Source organism: Cysteiniphilum sp. JM-1 (assembly GCF_008711525.1).
Taxonomy (GTDB): Bacteria; Pseudomonadota; Gammaproteobacteria; order Francisellales; family Francisellaceae; genus Caedibacter.
Map to the genome: position 1 here is coordinate 35,327 of NZ_VXKS01000012.1, position 19,977 is coordinate 55,303.

Here is a 19,977-nt window from a genome sequence, read left to right on the forward strand (position 1 = left end):
GCGTTTAAACGCTATAATTTGCAGAGACATTAAGTTTTGCTTATAACCATAAAAAATTGGGCGCATTATAACATGGCGTGTAGATAATAAACATGGATCACAGTAAAAATGCTAAAACATTTTATATACAACTTATCAAAGAATGACCCCGGGGCACATGTGTTGTCAATGGTGATCAAAGTTGGTGCGATTATGCTTATCTATTTTCTGACTGCATGGCGTTTTGGACTTGTTTATGAAGTCATTATTTGGGTGTTTTATTTTCTGGCATTTGCAGCCATTGTTTGTGCGGTAGGCGATGTATATTCGCGACGCAAGATTTTTATCTGGTTTTTAGTAGGATTTGCTCTGGCATTAACTGTCTCCTACTGGTTGCACCCCTATAGGTTATTAAGTTTCAGTTTATTAATTATCTGTGCGTACTATGCTTTTTGGGTGAGAAAATATGACCATATATTTAATCAATTTCCTGGTTATTTGGTGATTGTATTAGCGATATCTTCAATCCAGTTGCCGGTGCTTAAGCAGGATCTAACACAGTTATATATCAGCCTATTGTGCGTAGGGAGCGCTTTTTTTGTGTTGGTGTTAATGCTGCGCCCATGGGATACGCCTAGGCAGTTATTACGTGTCTTACAGATGCATGCGATTTTTTTGCAAAATGAAACACGTCATGTTTTGCATATGGCATTTGATGTCAATTCAGGTGTTTTTGATATAGATAAAACCCAAAAAGAAGTCAACACGCGTTTGATCACACTGCACGATAAAGGGGCGAGCTGGATTATTCTACCGAAACGTAAAGTTGCTTGGCATAAATGCTATGGTCATTATCACAACCTAGTGCAGAATACTTTCCGCTTAATCTTTTTCTATTACACGCTATCCAAAAGAAAGTCAGTCATTGCTGAGGATGTTATTAAAAATACGGGACTTAAGGATATCGTTTATATGGCAACTAAGCTTGCAGTCTGGGTGTTTTTAGTGAATAAAGATGAGGACTTTAAATACCAAATAAATCAATTTAAAACACATATCGATCATTTTAAACAAGCGGTATTAACTCTATCTACACTAAAAGGCTGCCAGGTACTTGTTTTTGAGATATTACTTATTCTTGAGAGCTTACATAATACAACGTTATCTTTAAGAGAGGTTGTGCATGAGATTGATTAATTGGTTAAATGCATTGCCGACGTACAAGTTGTTGGCAATTAGGGTAGCAAGTGCTTGTTTACTTGCAATTGTATTTACTGAAGCGATTGGTTTGCAGCGTAATTATTGGAGTGTGTTGGCAATCATATCTATCAGCATTAGCGTACATGCCAGAGAAGTTCTATTTCGCTCTAAAGCCGTTGTTATTAATACGATTTCAGGCTGCTTTATTGGGACAATTGCTTATTACCTATTAAATCTATATGTACCGTTTTATGTGATTATCACGGTGATCTTGGTGTTAGCACTTTATACGCTTTATTTTAGTGTGGTGCACTATGCAGTGGGTGTTTTCTTTAGTAGTATTTTTGTGGTGATGTTTATCGGTACTTTATCCTTTTGGGATGTGTCGTTACTTATCGCGCGCATATTGGATATTGCAATAGGCGCGTTGGTGATTCTGCTCATTAGTAGGGTATTAAAACAGCGCAATTTAAGAGAAAAATTCTATATGGAATTCTCATCGGTTTATCTTACACATAAAGAGATTATTGAAATGTTTTTAATGCAAAGAGCAGCAAAAGATAATACATCAATAGATAAAGAAAATGGTTTTAATGAAAGTGATGAAAGTTTGGATAAAGAGATATTAAGGCTGCTTATCGATGAGTTGGCACTGCAAGAAAAGCATATGGTTGAGAATTTTATTAACACCAAAACGGAACTTAATAAGGCGCAAATCAATATGATTAAAGTGCTGCTGTCAACAATGCGTGAACTTATGGCGGTTTATCGTGCTTTGCTACTATTGGATGATCGTCAAAGCAACCAGAAATTACTTCATTTTTGTCGACAGAAACTAGTAATGTTTTTTGACTTGTTAAAAAATGAGTATGCTTTATTTGAAAAAATGATTAATAAGACATCTAAAAAATAATGAGCAAAAGCATTCTGCAGTCATGTATCGATACATAATTGCATAATTCTTTTGTGCGTTTGTAAAAAGCATGTTATCTTAGCCAAACTTATGCTTAACTTAAGTGTCATTTTATGCAATTAAATACACGCTATGGTCAGTTTGGGGGCTGTTATGCGCCTGAGAGCTTGATGCCGATTTTGACAGAGATTGAGAGAGGCTTTATCGCCATTCAACAAGATGAATCTTTTCAATTAGAATTTAAACGTCTATTAAAAGACTACGCAGGACGCGAAACACCAATTACCTATATACAGAACTTATCGAATAAATATGGCGCTGATATTTATCTTAAGCGCGAGGATTTACTGCATGGCGGTGCGCATAAAACCAATAACACCATTGGTCAGATGCTCTTGGCCAAATACCTTGGTAAAAAGCGCGTGATTGCTGAAACGGGTGCCGGTCAGCATGGCGTGGCAACCGCGATGACTGGAGCGATGCTTGGACTTCAAGTTGAGATCTATATGGGGGCTGTAGATATCGCCCGACAAAAGCCTAATGTTGAGCGCATGAAATTATTTGGTGCTAAGGTTCACAGCGTATCATCGGGAAGCGCGACATTGAAAGATGCGATCAATGATGCCATGCGTGATTGGATTACCAATGCCGAGGATACCTATTACTGCTTTGGCACTGCGGCAGGACCACATCCATTTCCGGCGTTAGTGCGCTATTTCCAAGAGGTTATTGGTAAAGAGGCGCGTGCGCAAATGCTTAAATTAACCCATGCTTTACCTGATGCGGTTATTGCTTGTGTTGGTGGGGGTAGTAATGCGATTGGCATATTCAGTGGCTTTTTGCGTGATGAGAGGGTGGCTATTTATGGCGCAGAGCCCGCTGGCAAAGGGCTTGAGACTGGAGAGCATGCGGCAACGATGAACAAAGGTGAAATAGGTGTGTTTCACGGGATGCAATCACTGTTCTTACAAGATAAAGATGGGCAGATCAAAGAGCCATATTCGATCTCAGCCGGACTAGACTATCCTGGCATTGGACCTGAGCATGTTTATTTGCAAGAGAGCAAACGCGTGAGTTATCTTACCATCACTGATGATGAGGCAATTGCGGCATTTGAAGAGTTATCAAAAAAAGAAGGTATTATTCCAGCTTTTGAATCAGCGCATGCATTAGCATTGGCGTTTCAATTGGCGCAGTCACAATTAAAGGGTAAAACCATTTTGGTCAACTTATCTGGGCGGGGTGACAAAGATTTACAAAGTTATTTTAGATATAAAGGACTTTCCGATGAGTAATCGATTTGACAAATTATTTAAAGATCACGATAAAAAGGTATTTATGCCATTTTTCACTTTGGGTGATCCGAATTTTGATGAAAGCTTACATATCATATCTGCAGCAATTGATAGTGGTGTTGAAGCGATCGAGCTTGGCTTCCCCTTTTCTGATCCGATTGCCGATGGTCCAACCAATCAGCGATCAATGGAGCGAGCATTAAAATCAGGTATGACGTTTGATCGCTGTATTGAGATGCTAAGTATTATTCGCCAAAAATATCCAGATATCGCAATTGGCTTACTGATTTACTATAACCTTTTATTTAAGCAAGGTGAAAGCGCTTATCAAAAGCTGCAAAGTGTTGGCATCGATGGTGTGGTCTGTGCCGATTTACCGTTAGAAGAGTCAAAAGAACATGAGACCTTACTTAAGAAATATAATATTGGTGCGGTACAAATGGTTGCCCCAAACTCATCCGATGAGCGTGTCAAGCAATTAGCCAGTCATAGTAGTGCATTTAATTATGTGTTAAGTGGCTTTGGTACAACCGGTGCTAAAAGTGAGATTGCTCCTCAAACCATCGCACGAATCAAGCATGTAAGAGCGTTGATTGATCAACCCATGGTAGTTGGTTTTGGTATTTCAAAACCTGAACATGTTCACGCAGTATGGCAAGCCGGTGGTAATGCGGCGATTGTTGGTAGTTACTTTACCTCATTAATAGAGCAACACTTAGATGATACAAAGATAGCAGCCGAAAAAATACGCCGCTTTATCAAGGTGTTGAAGTAATTGATAAATGGCTTTGACTAACGCTCAGCCAACGAATGCCGCTCCCTGAGCGAAGTCGAAGGGGAGGAAAGAAGAGAGGGTAATGGCTTCGACTGACGCTTAAGCCAACTGTTATACATTGATGCTTTATAATAGCTCGAGCAATATTTCCCCTAGCTTATTTATCGTTTTTATATCAGTATTCAGTGGTGGCAACCAATAAATAGTATTTCCTAATGGACGCATTAGTGCGCCTTTTTCAATCGCTCGTTGATATAGTTTGTAACCAGCGCGTGGCTCAGTGGTTTTTAGATCAGCAGCGACAACGCCACCAAGGCTGCGAACATTATGCAGTTTCTGGGTGCTTTGAGCGATTTCTAGCATGATATTATGCATCGTTGGCGCCAATGTTTTATTAACATAATCAAGTATACGCTCACGCTCAAAAATAGTGAGTGTTTCTAAAGCAACTCTAGAGGCCAATGTGTTACCACTATGGGTATGCGAGTGCATAAAGGCTTTCTGTGTTGCATAATCATCATAAAAAAGCGCATAAATATTATTATGTGTTAAGCAGATACTTAAGGGTAGCATGCCTGAAGTAATGCCTTTGGATAAACAAATAAAATCAGGTGTAATATCAGCATGCTCACAAGCGAGCATTTTTCCCGTGCGTCCAATGCCAGTCATAATCTCATCGGCAATTAAATAAACATCATTCTCTTTACACCACTTAGCTAGTCTTTCTAGATAGTCTTTGCTATAAATCAGCATGCCACCAGCGCCTTGAATCAAGGGCTCAATAATCACGGCATTTAGCTTATCTTTAATCGCTTCTAATTGCATCTGTGATTTTTGCCAAGCACTTTGCGCATCATGCCAAAACGGGTCGTTAATACCAGTAACATAAGGAATCTCTTGTAAGAAAGTACAATCAAATAATAAGGATTGATAAGCCGCTTTGTATAACCCTAGATCACTCACACTTAAGGTGGCACAGGTTTCACCATGATATCCATTTTGCAGTGCGGCAAAATGCGTTTTGTTTGTCTGTCCTTTGATAACACGTGCATGAACACTCATTTTAATTGCAATTTCAACAGCACAAGAGCCGTCACTGGCAAAAAGTGCTTTATCAGTGTGGGTGAGCTGGCAGAGCTTTTGTGTTAAGTCTTCAATGGTTGTATTGGTGGTATTTGCTAAAATCGTATGCTCAAGTGAGCCTAGTTGCTGTATTAAGGCTTTTTGTAAATGTGGATGGCTATGCCCTAAAGACTTACACCACCAGCTTGAGATCGCATCAATAATCGCTTCGTCATTATGATAAATAAAGCTGCCGCTGGCCTTGGTAATATTAAGTGGTGAGAAGGTTTCATAATCCTTCATTTGTGAGCAAGGGTGCCAAAGATTGGTCGAATACATTTTTTGTAAACCTTGATAAAATTATAAGTTGACTAAAGCGGCAAGTATATCTAGATTGTTGTCGATGTAAAAGTATCGCAATGTGAAAAAAAAGGATAAAGGATAAAAATAATGCCAATTATTGATTTAAATTATGCACAAAGCTTATATAACAAACCATTTAATGAATTGCTATTTAGAGCACAAACGGTACATCGCGAGAATTTTGCTGATGAAATTGAGCTCTGTGTGCTGCTAAGCATTAAAACAGGCAGTTGTCCTGAAGATTGTAAATACTGTCCGCAAAGCGGGCATTATAATGCGGGCGTTCAAAAAGAAAAGTTAATGGATGTAAAGAGTATTGTATCACAAGCCCAAAGAGCCAAAGATCTTGGCGCTAAGCGCTTTTGTATGGGGGCTGCGTGGCGCAACCCTCCAGAGAAAGCGATGCCACAGTTACTTGAAATCATTCAATCCGTTAAGTCACTGGGATTAGAGACTTGTATGACTTTGGGAATGTTATCCAAAGCACAAGCCACAGAATTAGCCGATGCAGGTCTTGATTATTACAATCATAATTTGGACACCTCAGAGGAGTTCTATAAAGAGATTATTAGCACGAGAGATTACCAATCGCGTTTAGATACCCTAGAAGAAGTATCAAATGCTGGTATGAAAGTCTGTTGTGGTGGCATTCTTGGGATGGGTGAGACGATTGATGATCGTTTACAGATGTTGGTAACATTAGCAAATTTAAAAACACCACCGGCAAGCGTGCCAATTAATCAATTGATTCCAGTGCTTGGTACACCACTTGGCAATAAACTAAAAAAAGCAGATGTTGATAGCTTTGATTTTGTGCGCACGATTGCTGTGGCAAGAATCTTAATGCCAAGCTCAAAAATCAGGCTCTCAGCAGGTCGCTCACAAATGAGTGATGAAATGCAAGCTTTAGCCTTTTTAGCCGGAGCAAACTCTATCTTTTATGGTGATAAGCTTTTAACTGCCGCGAACCCTTCAGAGAATCATGATCTGAAGCTTCTCAATACACTTGGCTTTAAAGTAACAAAAAACAATGAGGAGCATCATGAGCTTGTTAGCGAATGATGAGCGCTATGATGACGATTTAACGGCAATTAAACAAAATGGGCGTTATCGGCAACGCGTATTTACCCAAATACAGAATAAATTTATTCATATTGATGAGCATGCATTGATCAACTTTAGTGGTAATGATTATTTAGGATTATCACAGCATGTTGAGGTTAAAAAACAGGTGCAGCAAGCCATTGAGCATTATGGTGTAGGTAGCACATCATCAGCCATTGTTTCAGGAAGTCATTATCTCATTGAGGCGTTAGAACATGATATAGCAGCATTTGTCGGCTATCCTCGCGCGTTGCTATTTAACTCAGGTTACCATGCCAATTTAGCGGTAATGAGTTTATTGGCAGGAAAGGCAAAAAAAGAGAAAAATGTTCAGACAGTGGTTGCAGATAAATTAGTTCATGCTTCTATATTAGATGGTATTGCCTTATCAGGTGCCAAGCTTAAGCGTTATCCGCACCAAAATACTGATAGTTTGCGCACCATTTTGAAAAAACATCCAGAAGCTAAGTATGTCATCACTGAAGGTGTTTTTAGTATGGATGGTGATATCTCGCCTTTAGAAAGACTTGCCAATGTGGGTCTTGCTAAACTTATTGTTGATGATGCGCATGGCTTTGGTGTGTTAGGTCAATCAGGCAGAGGTGCGGTAAGTCATGCGGGTTTCACTTTTGAAGATGTGCCTGTCATGATCGTGCCATGCGGCAAAGCATTGGGTGCTATGGGTGCATTGGTGTGTGCCAGTGAGGAGTTTATTGAGCTATTGATACAAACAGCGCGTAGTTATATCTATAGCACGGCACTTGCCATTCCGGTTGTTGCGGCTTTAAATGCGAGTTTAAAACTAGTCATGGAGGGGGATTGTTTGCGTGACAAGTTGTTTGAAAATATTGCCTTTTTTAACCAATATGCACAGAAGCTGGGTCTTCATGTTGTGTCTTACGATTTAACGCCAATTCGCAGCATTATCATTGGAGATAACCAACAAACGCAAAACATACAAAGTATGCTTAAAGATAAAGGCTTTTATGTTTCTTGTATTCGTCCACCAACAGTGCCTGAGCATAGTGCACGACTACGCATATCGCTCACTGCCTTGCATGATACAGGAGATATTACAGCATTATTAGATCAATTGGTATGTGTGTTATGAGTATTCAAAATTATGTGTTTTTATCAGGCTGGGGCTTTAAGGCAAGTCTTTGGCAAATGTTTCACCCTGAAATATCTGCTCATCAATGCGTAGATATGCCTTTTTTTGAAAACATAAATGAACAACAAGTATTACAGTATTTATCAAGGAAATTAGCCAAAGCTGAAGTTGTTCATGCATGGTCACATAGTGGCTTATGGGTTTTGAAACTCATTCAACAAAATAAATTAGATATCAAAAATAAAAGCATTTATTGTTATGGTTTGCCGTTGTTATGGCAATTTGCCAGTGATGAGAAAAAACAAGCCTTTATACGGCAATATGAATTAAACCCCTATAAACTGTCACAGAAATTTTTAAAGCTTGTTGCTTTTCCAGAGGTTGATAAGTTTAAAGATCTAGAGTCATATTGCTTATTGGCAGATGCTGGAGAGCATCATAGTCAATTAAACTACTTAAAGTGGATGTTTGCCTTTACTGAAATAATGCCAATAATAGATGTCATTGCTTTGTGTGAAAAAACGGGTGTTAATATATTTCTGGCAGAAAATGATGCGATTGTTGATGGTCTATCTTTGGCAAAGTTACTTAATAGCGAGCTCACAAAGAATCAAAGTCACCTAGGCCTATTGCGTCTTGCTAGGAGTGAGGTGAGCGCATGGTAAAATCACCGCGCATAAGCTTTAGTGCCGCTAAAGATAGTTATCATCAACATGATCAAGTGCAACGCAAGGTGGATGAAAATTTAAAAAACATGGTGTTTAAGCACCTTGAGCAATATAAAAATATACAGCATATATTAGAGTTAGGTTGTGGGGATGGTGTTGCCAGTATTGATATCGCAAAACAACTTATGCCATTGACTTATGATGCGGTTGATATTGCAGATGCTCTAATTGATAGAGCAAGGGATATGGCAGTTGATAGCTCGTTCATGTCAAGGTGTAGCTTTAACTTTATACAAGGTGATTTTAATCAATCACTTTTCTGGCAAGCATTACCGCAGAAAAAATATGATGTTATCTATAGTAATATGGCGCTACAGTGGTCTTATTGCTTACAAAGATTATTCAAATACATTGATCAAGTATTAGCTGTAAATGATATATTTGCCTTTTCGATTCCATTGAGTGGTACTTTTGATGAACTCAAGAAAGTTGTGCGTATTAACAAGTTTATAACACATCACCAAATGAAATCGTTGTTTAAATCGCTTAATTGGCAGTGTCTAAGTATCGATGAGCAAAGCATTCAATTAAAGTTTGTGAATAGGGTTGCTCAGCTTAAGCATTTAAAAAGCACAGGTGTAAATAGTTATTTAGGCTGTGAGAAGTCAGAGATGAAATCGCTTTGGCGATATTTGCGTGATGATAATGATCAAATGACAACGTTAAGTTATGAGATTGGGTTATATGTTATTACAAAGGGGTAATTCATGAAAAGAATAAGGAAAACAAATGAATATATCTTCATTAACAAAATTAACAAAACATAAGAAAGTCGCCATTATTGGCACAGATACCGAAGTCGGTAAAACTTATGTCTGTGTTTATTTAATGAATCAATTAAAAAGGCAGGGCTTAACAGTCGCGGGATTAAAGCCAATGGCATCAGGCGCCTTTATCAAAGATGCTCACTTAGTTAATGAGGATGCATTGGCTTTACAAGAGGCATCTTCTGCACCACTTTCCTATGAAGTAATAAACCCTAACATTTATGAACCTGCCATTGCCCCGCATATTGCCGCAGAACAGGCAAATAAATCATTAACTGTTGAAAAACTTGTTGCGCAAACCAAGCATTCTTTGACGCAAATTAACAGTGATATCACTTTTATTGAAGGCGCAGGCGGCTTATTAACGCCATTAAATTTCAATGAAACATGGGCGGACTATTTAAAGGCTTTAGATATTCCAGTGCTTTTGGTTGTCGGCATGAAGCTTGGTTGTATTAATCATGCTTTGTTAACTGAACACTATCTTAAACAGCAACAAATACCCTGTATCGGTTGGATTGCTAATTGCATTAATCCTGATATGCCTGTTTTGCAAGAAAATATTCTGACATTGGAAGCGATGTTGGACTCGCCAAAAATAACTGACATCCAATTTAATGTGTAACTTGATAACATGTTTGGGTGCTAGCAATCTGATTAAATGATGAAATTTGTGCCATTTTGGCTGTTGTTGGTTTATTTCCTTCTGTTTAGATGATTTATCATTTTTATATAACTTTTATAACATTTGTCAGAAATTTTTGTCGCACATGCTCATTTTTTTCGGTAAATTACTGTGAGGATTGATTAATAGGATTTTAACGAATGTTATCAAGTACACTTAAATTTGAGTGTGTTACATTAAAAAGGGGAAGGTATGAAATCAACTAAATTAAAACGTGATTTAAAAACACGTCATTTAACGATGATTGCGTTAGGTGGTACTATCGGCACGGGATTGTTTCTTGCCAGTGGTTCAGCCATTTCACAGGCAGGTCCGGCTGGCGCATTGATTGGTTATGCACTCGTTGCAATCGTGGTTTATATGCTAATGACTAGCCTAGGTGAGATGTCAACATACGCGCCATGTACAGGTTCTTTTAACAAATATTCAGAGAAGTTTGTGGATCCAGCACTTGGTTTTGCCATGGGGTGGAATTATTGGTTTAACTGGGCGATGACAATCTCTGCGGATTTGCTGGGTGCTGGACTGTTGATGCAATTTTGGTTTCCGGATACCCCTGTGGTGATGTGGAGTGCGATTTTCTTTGTCATTATCCTTGCTATAAATTTGTTCTCAGTATCGATGTACGGTGAGTCAGAATATTGGCTATCCTTTATAAAGGTATCATTTGTTATCATTTTTATTTTGGTTGGTGTGTTGGCTATTTTTGGCATTAGTGAGAATGGTCATGCCGTTGGCTTTAGTAACTGGCATATTGCAAATGCACCATTTAATGGTGGAATATTTACGATACTGGGTGTGTTTTTAATTGCTGGTTATTCATTCCAAGGGACAGAAATTGTCGGTGTTGCTGCAGGCGAGGCAAAAGACCCAAGAAAGGCGATACCTAAAGCCATTCGTAGTACATTTTGGCGTTTAACCTTGTTCTATGTTTGTGCATTAGGCGTTATTGGCTTTTTGGTGCCATATACGGCAACTTGGTTAGCAAACCCTGAATCTAATGTTGCCATGAGTCCTTTTACCATGGTGTTTCAAAGTACAGGATTCACCTATGCCGCAACGCTCGTTAATATCGTATTAGTTACCGCAGTATTATCGGCGGCAAACTCATGTATTTATACCTCATCACGTACATTATGGTATTTATCTAAATCAAAACAAGCGCCTAAAGTCTTATCTAAAACGAATCGTCGTGGCGTGCCCGTGATTGGTGTATTAGTGACATCGATCTTGGGCGCGACATTTTTCTTAGCCTCTTTTATCGGTAATGGCGCAATTTTCAACTGGTTAGTGAATTTAATCAGCTTGTCTGGATATATCGGTTGGTTGAGTATTTCGATTAGCCATTTGCGTTTTCGTCGAGCATATATCAAACAAGGCAGATCGCTTGATGATTTGGTTTATAAATCAAAATTCTATCCATATGGACCCATTATTTCGATTATCGCTTTAATTGTGATGATGTTTGGTGCGCAAGTAGAACAAATGCTATCAGGTACCGCAACATGGGGAGCTTTCTTCGCAACGTATAGTGGCGTGATTTTGTTTGTTATTTTATATCTTGGTTATAAATGGCGTAAACGTACCAAGTTTGAGCGCTCAGCAACATCAGATATTGATTTCTTCCATAAAGAAGCACATCAAAGTGCGTTTTAAATTCTAAGCTTTTAGCATAGCTATATCGTTATTACTACTATTACTATGTGGTACTTTAATCAAGAAAATAACGGCTATGCTAGCAATCAAATAACCAAATAACACGATAATCATACCATTATGGTAACTTGATCCATTATATAGGTAGTTTGTTGTAGGTTGTGACTGACTTTCTCGGATAACATAGCCAACAAATGGCTGGAAAATAAAACCTGAAATAACAACCGCCATATTATTAAAGCCAATGGCAGTGGCGCGATGCTCTAACTTATTATTGCGTGAAACCAAAGAAAAGCTTAACGCCTGTCCCGCACATGCAGCACCTGCAGCAAAAAATAATATAACAAGAACTGTGACGCTATTAATTGGCGCTAGTGTAATAAACCCAAAAGCGACAGTGCCAATTACTGCACAAAGTACAAGCACGCGTTTGATATGTTCTGTTTTATCGGCAAGAAAACCAAACAAAGGACTGCCAACGGCAATACCAATCCACATAAAAGTGACAATGGTTGCAGCGACTGAAAAAGGAACGTTAAAGTATTGCTCAACAAAAGGGATGCCATAAAGTGAGGCAACAACTGCCATTGGCATCCATAGTAAACAAGCATAGATTGCGATCATCCACGTTTGAGATTGGTGAGCAACAGACTTAAAAGCAAGCCATGAACTTGTCACAGGTTTCGTTGTTAGGTGTTTATTAGGGAGCTTTAGATAGAAAAACATGATAATCAAGAGAATCAGACCAAAGCTGCTAATAATCATCATCGTTGCACGCCAGCCAAAGTGATCAATGAGTGGAATAAGCGGTAATGCGCCACACATGGCACCTAATGCTGCAAGCATCTGGGTGATGCCTGCGATTAAGGTGAAATAGCGTTTACTAAAAACATGACTGGCAACGACAAGCACGCCAATAAAGGCGAAAGCGGAGCCAAAGCCCATAAAAATACGCGCACAAGCCGCAAGGTAAAAGTTTGGCGCAAGTCCAAACAGAAACCCACCAATGACACAAATCAAAAGTGGTAACATAATCACATTGCGTGCAGAGAAGCGATCATAAATAAGACCTGCTGGAATCTGCATTAAAGTATAGGTAATAAAATAAGCACCAGAGGTCACGCCAAGCCAGAATATATCGATATGCAGACTGTTCATAAGGTTTTCGGTCATAATGCCAGGTGATACTTGAAGTGCCATTTCAAAAAAGAGAAACAGTGCCGCTAAAATAAATAAAAGTACTGATTTAAACATAAGGTTATCCTGTTCATTGTTTATGTTTATACGCTTAAAATATCAAAGATTAAAAAGATTAAGATGCCTAATTAAAGATAAGCTGGCACGTGGCTAACAAGAGATTAAGTAGAAGAGCCGCAAATCCTAATTAGGCTTAATACATCGACAACAACAGCAAATAGTCATGGAAATAGCAGCACAGCCATTTAAGCTAGATAACTGTGTGTTTAGATATTTATTGTGCTGCATTTAAGTTTTTCTTGCCCGAAAGATCATTGACTAGAAAGATAGACTACCTTGAAAAAAACAAAATGCAAAATGTTTTTTGTATCTATGATTATCGCTGCAATTAAAGGAAAACCAACTTTTAATCCGTTGACACAAACGTTAAAACCCATTACCCTTTGCGCATATGATACCAAGCCAGTACTATTTTGATGTTGAAAGTCAGTAAACTTGCTGATTATGCGGTGATGATCGTGCTCAAATTTGCGCAGAATCCGCAAGGATTATACAGTGCCACTGATCTTATTAGTCTTACGGGGCTTAATTTACCGACCGTGCGTAAAGTACTCAAGCTCTTGAGTCTAAAGGGGGTATTACTTGCCAAACGTGGTGCTGAAGGTGGCTATGCTTTGGCTTGTGATATGAGTGAAATTTCAGTACTTGATATTGTTGAGGCAATTGATGGACCGCTTGCGTTTACTGAGTGTTGCAGCGCGGGATTTGTCTCATGTTCTGTCAATGATTGTCATATGGGTGGCTATTGGCATGTGATTAATAGAAAAGTCCGCGAAACACTAAGTGGCTTTAAGTTACTAGAGTTAATGAATACATCATCTGATGAATTAGGTGAGTCAAATAAAATAAGTAAAATAAATTAAGTAAGTAATATGAATCAAACTAAGAAAGAAAACAGTAAAGAGATCATGCGATATGACGGATGAAAAAATAAATAAAATGCTTGATCAGGAATATAAGCACGGCTTTGTGACTGAGATCGAACAAGAGCGTTTTCGTAATGGCTTGGATGAAGATATTATTCGGCAGATTTCCAAGCGAAAGAATGAGCCTGAGTTTATGCTTAAATGGCGCTTGCAGGCTTATCACAAATGGCTAGAAATGAAAGAGCCAACTTGGGCGCATGTCGATTATGAGCCAATTGATTATCAAGCGATTAGTTACTATGCAGCGCCTAAATCGGCAGCTGATAAGCCAAAAAGCTTAGATGAGGTTGATCCGGAGTTAATTGAGACGTATAACAAACTAGGCATTCCCTTGCATGAGCAAGAAATGCTCGCGGGTGTTGCAGTAGATGCTGTTTTTGACTCAGTGTCTGTGGTCACTACTTTTAAAGAAAAGCTTGCTGAAGCAGGTGTGATATTTTGCCCAATTTCAGAGGCATTACAAAAATATCCTGAGCTTATTGAAAAATATATCGGCTCAGTGGTGCCACAAACGGATAACTATTTTGCGGCATTAAACTCTGCTGTATTTAGTGATGGTTCATTTGTATATATTCCCAAAGGTGTACGTTGCCCGATGGAGTTATCAACTTATTTTCGGATTAATGCCTCAAATACGGGACAATTTGAACGTACCTTAATTATTGCTGATGAAGGCAGTTATGTCAGTTATCTAGAGGGCTGTACCGCTCCGATGCGTGATGAAAATCAGTTGCATGCAGCAGTAGTTGAGTTAGTGGCATTAAAAGATGCTGAAATTAAATACTCAACTGTGCAGAATTGGTATCCCGGAGATAAAAACGGTAAAGGGGGTATTTATAACTTTGTGACCAAGCGTGGTGTGTGCATGGGCGCTAATGCAAAAATCTCATGGACACAAGTGGAAACAGGCTCCTCAATTACGTGGAAATATCCATCGGTTATTTTGCGCGGGGATAATAGTGTGGGTGAATTTTACTCTGTGGCATTAACGCGTCATGCGCAACAAGCAGATACCGGTACCAAAATGATTCATATGGGCAAAAATACCAAGAGCACGATCATTTCAAAAGGAATTTCCGCAGGACGCGCGCAAAACGCGTATCGGGGCTTGGTGCGCATGTTGCCAACGGCGGATAATGCGCGCAATTTCTCGCAATGTGATTCTTTGCTTATTGGGCATGAGTGTGGTGCACACACTTATCCGTATATTGAGAATAAATCAAAATCAGCACAAATTGAACATGAAGCAACGACATCAAAGATCTCGGATGAGCAGCTTTTTTATTGCCGCCAACGAGGTATGTCAGAAGAAGATGCGGTAGCGATGATAGTTAATGGTTTTTGTAAAGATGTCTTTAAAAAGCTACCCCTTGAGTTTGCGGTTGAAGCACAAAAATTGATGGAAGTCAGTTTAGAAGGTGCAATAGGCTAGCGTAAAGATAAAAGTAAATGTAAAAAAGAAAAAGAAAAAGCGAAGTGACGATATGTTGTTAGAGATTAAAAATTTACATGCCAAGGTTGAAGATAAAGTACTATTAAAGGGGATAAACCTTGAGATTAAACCTGGTGAAGTACATGCGATTATGGGACCAAATGGTGCCGGTAAAAGTACGTTGGGTAATGTGCTTTCAGGTAAACCAGGTTATGAAGTGACTGAAGGCGAAGTGCTATTAAATGGTCAGAATATCTTTGATTTGGATGCTTCAGAGCGTGCGCATGCGGGGATGTTTCTAAGTTTTCAATATCCGGTTGAGATCCCAGGCGTTAGCAACACACAATTTCTAAAAACGGCCGTCAATAGTACACGTAAAGCCAAAGGGCAAAGTGAGCTTGATGCAATGAGCTTTATGAAAAAACTGCGTGCGAATATGGATATCCTTGAAATGGATCAAAAGTATATGAAACGCGGTGTTAATGAGGGCTTCTCTGGTGGCGAGAAAAAGCGTAATGAAATGCTGCAAATGATGATGCTTGAGCCTAAAGTATGTATTTTAGATGAGACAGATTCAGGTCTTGATATCGATGCGTTGCAAGTGGTATCAAAGGGCGCGAACCATATGCGCAATGGTGAGCGTGGCTTTATTGTGATTACTCACTATCAGCGTTTATTAAACTATATCGCGCCTGATTTTGTCCATGTTTTGGCAGATGGCAAGATTGTTAAATCAGGTGGTCGAGAGCTTGCACTTGAGCTTGAAGATAAAGGTTATGCTTGGATTAATGACTAAGGAGCACACTATGCTGCAATTAGAACAGCCGATTGCTAAGCTTAATCTGACAGATGAGGCGATTAAACAACGTGAAAATGCATGGCAAGCATTTGTTGATCAAGGCTTTCCAAATAAAAAAAATGAACAGTGGCGTTATACCGATTTAACTGCTTTGTATCGAAAGTACGATATTACCCAAGTTAAGCTTGGGTTGAACACAAATATTGACGAAACATTGTCAATGATTAATTTAAATACGGATATGCATAATATCGTTTTTGTTGATGGACAGCTTGCTCATGTTGATGACATTGATGGTGTAATCATTAATGATAGTTTGTCGCTACAACCTCAGCGCGAGAGTAGTGATGCACTGTCTAATCTAAACATTGCCTCTTATTTAGGCGGTGTGACGATTCAGGTTAAGAAAAATACGCGTTTGACAAAGCCTATTATCATGACGTATTTGCATACTGATAATAGCCAGAAAATGTTGGTTAATTATCAGCATACCTTAGTGATTGATGAATATGCGGAGTGTATGATTTGTGAGAATTTTATTGCATTAGGCGACACTTATTCAGCCGCCAATATCTGCAGCAATGTCGATGTTAAAGAGGGTGCCAAGTGCCGCTATGACGCTTTGGCAAACAAAAGTCTAGAGCAGTTATTAGTGACGCATAAACTAAAACTCTCAATAGCCAAAAATGCCTATTATGAAACATTTCAAATGGCGGCTTATGCAGCACTCAAGCGCATTGAGTTTGATGTGGATTTGCAAACTGAAGGTGCTATTTTTAATGCAAAGGGTATTTACGCTTTGACGCATAATGCAAAAGTCGATTATCACGTTAATGTCAAACACAATGCATCCAATACGCAAAGTGATGTCGCGTTTCGTGGTGTCGTTGGTGGCAAGGCATCGGCAACCTTTAATGCAAAAGCATACGTTGCTAAAGGCTTAAATAGCATCAAAGCGCTACAAAACAATCGCAATATTCAGCTAACGAATACTGCGGAGATCAACACCAAACCTGAACTTGAGATTTATTCTGATGATGTCGTTTGTAGTCATGGAGCAACGATTGGTCAGCTTGATCAACAGGCGCTATTTTATCTGCAATCACGTGGGATTAACAAAGATCAAGCAACGAGTTTGCTTATTGAAGGCTTTGTCAAGGAGCTCATTACTTTACTTGATCGTGATGAATCAACGATTGAGAGTTATCTTGATAGCCTTGAGGGGCATATCAAGCATTTAGTTTAAATAAACGCCTTAAAGGCTTCGGCATGTTTAACAGGATCAAAGCTATGGTAACTATAACTTGCTACTTTTTCGGTGATAAAGGGATCTTCTTGTAATAACGCTTTGATTTCATCTAAGTCGCCTGAGGCTAATATAACACCGCCGTTGCGTGAACTATTAGGTCCTGAGGCAATAAATAATCCTTGTTCATAACCACGATCTAGAAATGAGCGATGTCTTGGGCGAACTTGATCAATCATATCAGTAGATGCGGTATAGGTGATGGTAATAATATGCGTTTGTTTCATTGATTTCACTTGAGTTAACATGAAGTGTGGTTAATTTTGTCATAGTTATTAAGCTGTTTGTACTTTTTTTTCAAGAAACTAAAGCGTAAAATAGCACCAGCAATTTTGCTTATAGTGGTAAAGACAGTTTTCATGAAGTATTTTGATTTAAAAGCGTTAAAAAAAGATAAGATTTTCACTGAATCACGCAAACTTATGTCTCTATCACTTTGGCGAAGGCGTTTGATCTTCTGGGGTGGAGCGATTCTTGTTGGGCTTATTTGCGTTTTGTTTGCTTATCTTTGTGACAATCTCAATGATAGCTTCAATGAACTCAGTCAGGATCATCCTTATTGGCCTTTGTTTATCATGCCGATTGGCTTTATGGTGATTATTTATTTACTTAAAACCTATTTTGATGGCGCTGAAGGTAGTGGTATCCCTCAAGTGATGACAGCACTCAAAGTTAAGAATATGCAGCGACGCAGTAAATTAGTATCAATGCGTATTGCGCTGGGTAAGTTTTTATTAACAGCATTAGGTTTTTTAAGTGGGGCATCGATTGGTCGCGAGGGACCGACGATTCAATTAAGTGCATCCGTTATGCACTTTTTAGGACGATTAGAGAAATTTAACCGTGAAGACACGGAAAAAGGTTTGTTATTAGCAGGAGGAGCTGCTGGGATCGCTGCGGCATTTAATGCACCTTTGGCAGGGGTTGTCTTTGCGATTGAAGAATTATCAGGCTCGTTTGATAAAGGTATTACCGGTACGATGATTACCACCGTGGTATTGTGTGGTTTTGTATCCTTAGAGATCATGGGCAATTACGCCTACTTTGGTGCGAGCTCAGCGACGCTTGATATTTTAGGTGGCGGTTGGGTCGTGCTTATTATTGTTGCTGTTGTTTGTGGTTTCTTAGGTGGATTATTTAGTCGGATGCTATTATTTGTATCCGCAGCTGTTGTAGGTATTGCTCGCAAGCACCCTGTATTATTTGCAGGAAGCATTGGTTTTGTGATTGCCGTGATTGGTGTGTGCACGAGTGGCATTATTTATGGCAGTGGTAAAGAGACTGCAGTTGCTTTGTTAAATGGGCATGATGTCCATGTATCTATTTTCTTTGGTTTGTGGAAAATGATCGCAACGTTACTGTCATTTGTTAGTGGTATTCCAGGGGGGATTTTCGCGCCATCCTTATCGGCAGGAGCAGGCTTTGGGCATATGATGAGTGGTTTTTTTGATCCAAAATATGCAAGTGCAATTGTCTTAATCGGTACAGTGGCTTACTTTTCAGGTGTGGTACAAAGCCCGATTACTTGTTTTATCATCGTGTCGGAGATGACGCAAAATGTCTCAAGTGGGATGTTGTTGCCGATTATGCTAGCGGCATTGTTAGGTACGGCTTCTTCACGTGTGATCTGTAAAGAGCCAATTTATCATGTGTTGTCGTTGCGCTATTTAGATAAGCTGCGTGAGCAGAAATAGATTAACTGAAGTTATATACTTTGCGATTTTTTTGAAGACTACTACTATGTCTGCTTCGTAATCGCAGCAGAGCCTAAGTTATCAGAGTTACGCATTATAGAAAAAGTGAGTAATTCCAGTAAGTTAGAAAAATAAACGTAACTATTATAGGTTTTAATAAATATGTTTGATCAATCATTATTCCAAAACAAACATCAGCAGTATGAGCAGCGTTTTGTTTATGATAGCTTCATAAAAAATGAAATTGCTGAGCGGTTATTAGATAAATTAAGCTTTATTAAATTAAACCCTCAATATGTCTATGTCGAAGGACTGGATTCACATTTAGCGGAGATTAAAAGAATATACCCAAATGCAACAATACATCGCACGCTTAATCCTGAGATAACTTATGATGTGATTATTTCACAGTGTAAAATTCAGCAGGTAGCAAATATCAACACTCAATTACGGCATTGGTATAAACAGCTAAAACCACAAGGCGTTTTAGTTTTCACAAGCTTTGGCAGTAGCAGTTTACAAGAGATTAAAAAAGCTTGGCAGCTTATTGATGGGATGGTGCATATCAATCAGATGTTAGATATGCATGATATTGGTGATGTGTTAAAAAAGGAACAATATCAAAGTGTGGTAATGGATGCCGAAACGTTAAAGCTTCAATATGAAACAATCGAAACTTTACTCACCGATATTCGCGCACTGAACGAGCCTTTAGCTGATACTAAAATGCGTAAAACCTTGACAGGTAAAGCGCGTTGGCAAAGTTTTTGTGAGCGACTGGAAAAACTTGGGTTATCAGTAAGTTATGAAGTCTTTTATGGTTATGGCTATAAGGGTAATGAGCTGATTGCTAGAAAAGAAACTGATCATGAGTCGATGATTAGCTTTGATCAATTAAGAGATGCGCTTAAGCATAAGAAATAGT

Annotated in this window: 19 protein-coding genes; 16 read left to right on the forward strand and 3 right to left on the reverse strand. The window is 38.9% G+C overall.

Going from position 1 to position 19,977, the window contains the following annotated elements:
* Nucleotides 1-108: 108 nt before the first annotated feature.
* The 4 genes from F3D68_RS06795 to trpA all read left to right on the forward strand — a co-directional run bounded on the left by F3D68_RS06795 (nt 109) and on the right by trpA (nt 4,162).
* Nucleotides 109-1,176, forward strand: a complete 1,068-nt coding sequence (locus F3D68_RS06795) for a hypothetical protein (protein WP_151193694.1) — start codon at nt 109-111, stop codon at nt 1,174-1,176.
* Nucleotides 1,163-2,092 carry an FUSC family protein gene (locus tag F3D68_RS06800; protein ID WP_151193695.1) on the forward strand — a complete coding sequence of 310 codons (930 nt, stop codon included), beginning with the start codon at nt 1,163-1,165 and terminating at the stop codon, nt 2,090-2,092. The genes F3D68_RS06795 and F3D68_RS06800 overlap by 14 nt, the downstream gene beginning before the upstream one ends.
* A gap of 113 nt (nt 2,093-2,205) precedes the next feature.
* Nucleotides 2,206-3,387 (forward strand): tryptophan synthase subunit beta, encoded by a 1,182-nt coding sequence (trpB, locus tag F3D68_RS06805; RefSeq protein ID WP_151193696.1) that lies wholly within the window; start codon nt 2,206-2,208, stop codon nt 3,385-3,387.
* Complete coding sequence (gene trpA / locus F3D68_RS06810) at nt 3,380-4,162, forward strand: tryptophan synthase subunit alpha (RefSeq protein WP_151193697.1); 783 nt, start codon at nt 3,380-3,382, stop codon at nt 4,160-4,162. Before trpB ends, trpA begins: the two co-directional genes overlap by 8 nt.
* A gap of 126 nt (nt 4,163-4,288) precedes the next feature.
* Here trpA and bioA read toward each other — a convergent pair whose 3' ends face one another.
* Complete coding sequence (gene bioA / locus F3D68_RS06815) at nt 4,289-5,563, reverse strand: adenosylmethionine--8-amino-7-oxononanoate transaminase (RefSeq protein ID WP_151193698.1); 1,275 nt, start codon at nt 5,561-5,563, stop codon at nt 4,289-4,291.
* A 120-nt stretch (nt 5,564-5,683) separates the two neighbouring features.
* Between bioA and bioB the strand changes: the two genes are divergently transcribed.
* From bioB to F3D68_RS06845, 6 genes are all read left to right on the forward strand, one after another.
* Nucleotides 5,684-6,649 (forward strand): biotin synthase BioB, encoded by a 966-nt coding sequence (gene bioB / locus F3D68_RS06820; RefSeq protein ID WP_411955006.1) that lies wholly within the window; start codon nt 5,684-5,686, stop codon nt 6,647-6,649.
* On the forward strand, nt 6,630-7,802 hold the full coding sequence (locus tag F3D68_RS06825) for an aminotransferase class I/II-fold pyridoxal phosphate-dependent enzyme (protein ID WP_191092739.1): 1,173 nt from the start codon (nt 6,630-6,632) through the stop codon (nt 7,800-7,802). The genes bioB and F3D68_RS06825 overlap by 20 nt, the downstream gene beginning before the upstream one ends.
* Nucleotides 7,799-8,467: a hypothetical protein gene (locus tag F3D68_RS06830; RefSeq protein WP_151193701.1), complete on the forward strand. Its 669-nt coding sequence runs from the start codon at nt 7,799-7,801 to the stop codon at nt 8,465-8,467. The genes F3D68_RS06825 and F3D68_RS06830 overlap by 4 nt, the downstream gene beginning before the upstream one ends.
* Complete coding sequence (locus F3D68_RS06835) at nt 8,461-9,234, forward strand: methyltransferase domain-containing protein (RefSeq protein WP_151193702.1); 774 nt, start codon at nt 8,461-8,463, stop codon at nt 9,232-9,234. Before F3D68_RS06830 ends, F3D68_RS06835 begins: the two co-directional genes overlap by 7 nt.
* Before the next feature lie 25 nt (nt 9,235-9,259).
* Nucleotides 9,260-9,922 (forward strand): dethiobiotin synthase, encoded by a 663-nt coding sequence (bioD, locus tag F3D68_RS06840; protein ID WP_151193703.1) that lies wholly within the window; start codon nt 9,260-9,262, stop codon nt 9,920-9,922.
* Between the two features lie 252 nt (nt 9,923-10,174).
* The gene (locus F3D68_RS06845) at nt 10,175-11,638 is read left to right on the forward strand and encodes an amino acid permease (protein WP_151193704.1); all 1,464 of its coding nucleotides are present in this window, start codon (nt 10,175-10,177) and stop codon (nt 11,636-11,638) included.
* 3 nt (nt 11,639-11,641) lie between these two features.
* Here the strand turns inward: F3D68_RS06845 and F3D68_RS06850 are convergent, their stop codons facing one another.
* On the reverse strand, nt 11,642-12,892 hold the full coding sequence (locus tag F3D68_RS06850) for an MFS transporter (protein ID WP_151193705.1): 1,251 nt from the start codon (nt 12,890-12,892) through the stop codon (nt 11,642-11,644).
* A 419-nt stretch (nt 12,893-13,311) separates the two neighbouring features.
* On the opposite strand from F3D68_RS06850, the gene F3D68_RS06855 reads away from it, so the two are divergent.
* From F3D68_RS06855 to sufD, 4 genes are read left to right on the forward strand one after another with little or no spacing between them, the layout of a single operon-like run.
* Nucleotides 13,312-13,758, forward strand: a complete 447-nt coding sequence (locus tag F3D68_RS06855; protein ID WP_151193706.1) for an SUF system Fe-S cluster assembly regulator — start codon at nt 13,312-13,314, stop codon at nt 13,756-13,758.
* A gap of 52 nt (nt 13,759-13,810) precedes the next feature.
* Nucleotides 13,811-15,253: a Fe-S cluster assembly protein SufB gene (sufB, locus tag F3D68_RS06860; protein ID WP_151193707.1), complete on the forward strand. Its 1,443-nt coding sequence runs from the start codon at nt 13,811-13,813 to the stop codon at nt 15,251-15,253.
* Nucleotides 15,254-15,305: 52 nt separating this feature from the next.
* Nucleotides 15,306-16,049: a Fe-S cluster assembly ATPase SufC gene (gene sufC, locus F3D68_RS06865; RefSeq protein ID WP_117001204.1), complete on the forward strand. Its 744-nt coding sequence runs from the start codon at nt 15,306-15,308 to the stop codon at nt 16,047-16,049.
* A gap of 10 nt (nt 16,050-16,059) precedes the next feature.
* Nucleotides 16,060-17,298, forward strand: a complete 1,239-nt coding sequence (gene sufD, locus F3D68_RS06870) for a Fe-S cluster assembly protein SufD (RefSeq protein ID WP_191092740.1) — start codon at nt 16,060-16,062, stop codon at nt 17,296-17,298.
* Here the strand turns inward: sufD and F3D68_RS06875 are convergent.
* Nucleotides 17,295-17,585, reverse strand: coding sequence for a YciI family protein (locus tag F3D68_RS06875; protein WP_151193709.1), 291 nt, complete (start codon nt 17,583-17,585; stop codon nt 17,295-17,297). The genes sufD and F3D68_RS06875 overlap by 4 nt on opposite strands.
* Nucleotides 17,586-17,717: 132 nt before the next feature.
* On the opposite strand from F3D68_RS06875, the gene F3D68_RS06880 reads away from it, so the two are divergent.
* A complete protein-coding gene (locus F3D68_RS06880; RefSeq protein ID WP_151193710.1) occupies nt 17,718-19,052 on the forward strand; it encodes a chloride channel protein in 1,335 nt (444 codons plus the stop codon).
* Between the two features lie 162 nt (nt 19,053-19,214).
* Nucleotides 19,215-19,976, forward strand: a complete 762-nt coding sequence (locus F3D68_RS06885; RefSeq protein WP_151193711.1) for a hypothetical protein — start codon at nt 19,215-19,217, stop codon at nt 19,974-19,976.
* Nucleotide 19,977 lies beyond the last annotated feature (1 nt).

What these genes read in the sequence shown, in the direction of transcription:
- trpB (WP_151193696.1), top strand. Translation starts at nt 2,206, where the DNA reads ATGCAATTAAATACACGCTATGGTCAGTTTGGGGGCTGTTATGCGCCT.
- F3D68_RS06795 (WP_151193694.1), top strand. Translation starts at nt 109, where the DNA reads ATGCTAAAACATTTTATATACAACTTATCAAAGAATGACCCCGGGGCA.
- F3D68_RS06880 (WP_151193710.1), top strand. Translation starts at nt 17,718, where the DNA reads ATGAAGTATTTTGATTTAAAAGCGTTAAAAAAAGATAAGATTTTCACT.
- sufC (WP_117001204.1), top strand. Translation starts at nt 15,306, where the DNA reads ATGTTGTTAGAGATTAAAAATTTACATGCCAAGGTTGAAGATAAAGTA.
- F3D68_RS06845 (WP_151193704.1), top strand. Translation starts at nt 10,175, where the DNA reads ATGAAATCAACTAAATTAAAACGTGATTTAAAAACACGTCATTTAACG.
- bioD (WP_151193703.1), top strand. Translation starts at nt 9,260, where the DNA reads ATGAATATATCTTCATTAACAAAATTAACAAAACATAAGAAAGTCGCC.
- trpA (WP_151193697.1), top strand. Translation starts at nt 3,380, where the DNA reads ATGAGTAATCGATTTGACAAATTATTTAAAGATCACGATAAAAAGGTA.
- F3D68_RS06855 (WP_151193706.1), top strand. Translation starts at nt 13,312, where the DNA reads ATGTTGAAAGTCAGTAAACTTGCTGATTATGCGGTGATGATCGTGCTC.
- F3D68_RS06800 (WP_151193695.1), top strand. Translation starts at nt 1,163, where the DNA reads ATGAGATTGATTAATTGGTTAAATGCATTGCCGACGTACAAGTTGTTG.
- sufD (WP_191092740.1), top strand. Translation starts at nt 16,060, where the DNA reads ATGCTGCAATTAGAACAGCCGATTGCTAAGCTTAATCTGACAGATGAG.
- F3D68_RS06885 (WP_151193711.1), top strand. Translation starts at nt 19,215, where the DNA reads ATGTTTGATCAATCATTATTCCAAAACAAACATCAGCAGTATGAGCAG.
- F3D68_RS06850 (WP_151193705.1), bottom strand. Translation starts at nt 12,892, where the DNA reads ATGTTTAAATCAGTACTTTTATTTATTTTAGCGGCACTGTTTCTCTTT.
- F3D68_RS06875 (WP_151193709.1), bottom strand. Translation starts at nt 17,585, where the DNA reads ATGAAACAAACGCATATTATTACCATCACCTATACCGCATCTACTGAT.
- bioA (WP_151193698.1), bottom strand. Translation starts at nt 5,563, where the DNA reads ATGTATTCGACCAATCTTTGGCACCCTTGCTCACAAATGAAGGATTAT.
- F3D68_RS06835 (WP_151193702.1), top strand. Translation starts at nt 8,461, where the DNA reads ATGGTAAAATCACCGCGCATAAGCTTTAGTGCCGCTAAAGATAGTTAT.
- F3D68_RS06825 (WP_191092739.1), top strand. Translation starts at nt 6,630, where the DNA reads ATGAGCTTGTTAGCGAATGATGAGCGCTATGATGACGATTTAACGGCA.
- sufB (WP_151193707.1), top strand. Translation starts at nt 13,811, where the DNA reads ATGACGGATGAAAAAATAAATAAAATGCTTGATCAGGAATATAAGCAC.
- F3D68_RS06830 (WP_151193701.1), top strand. Translation starts at nt 7,799, where the DNA reads ATGAGTATTCAAAATTATGTGTTTTTATCAGGCTGGGGCTTTAAGGCA.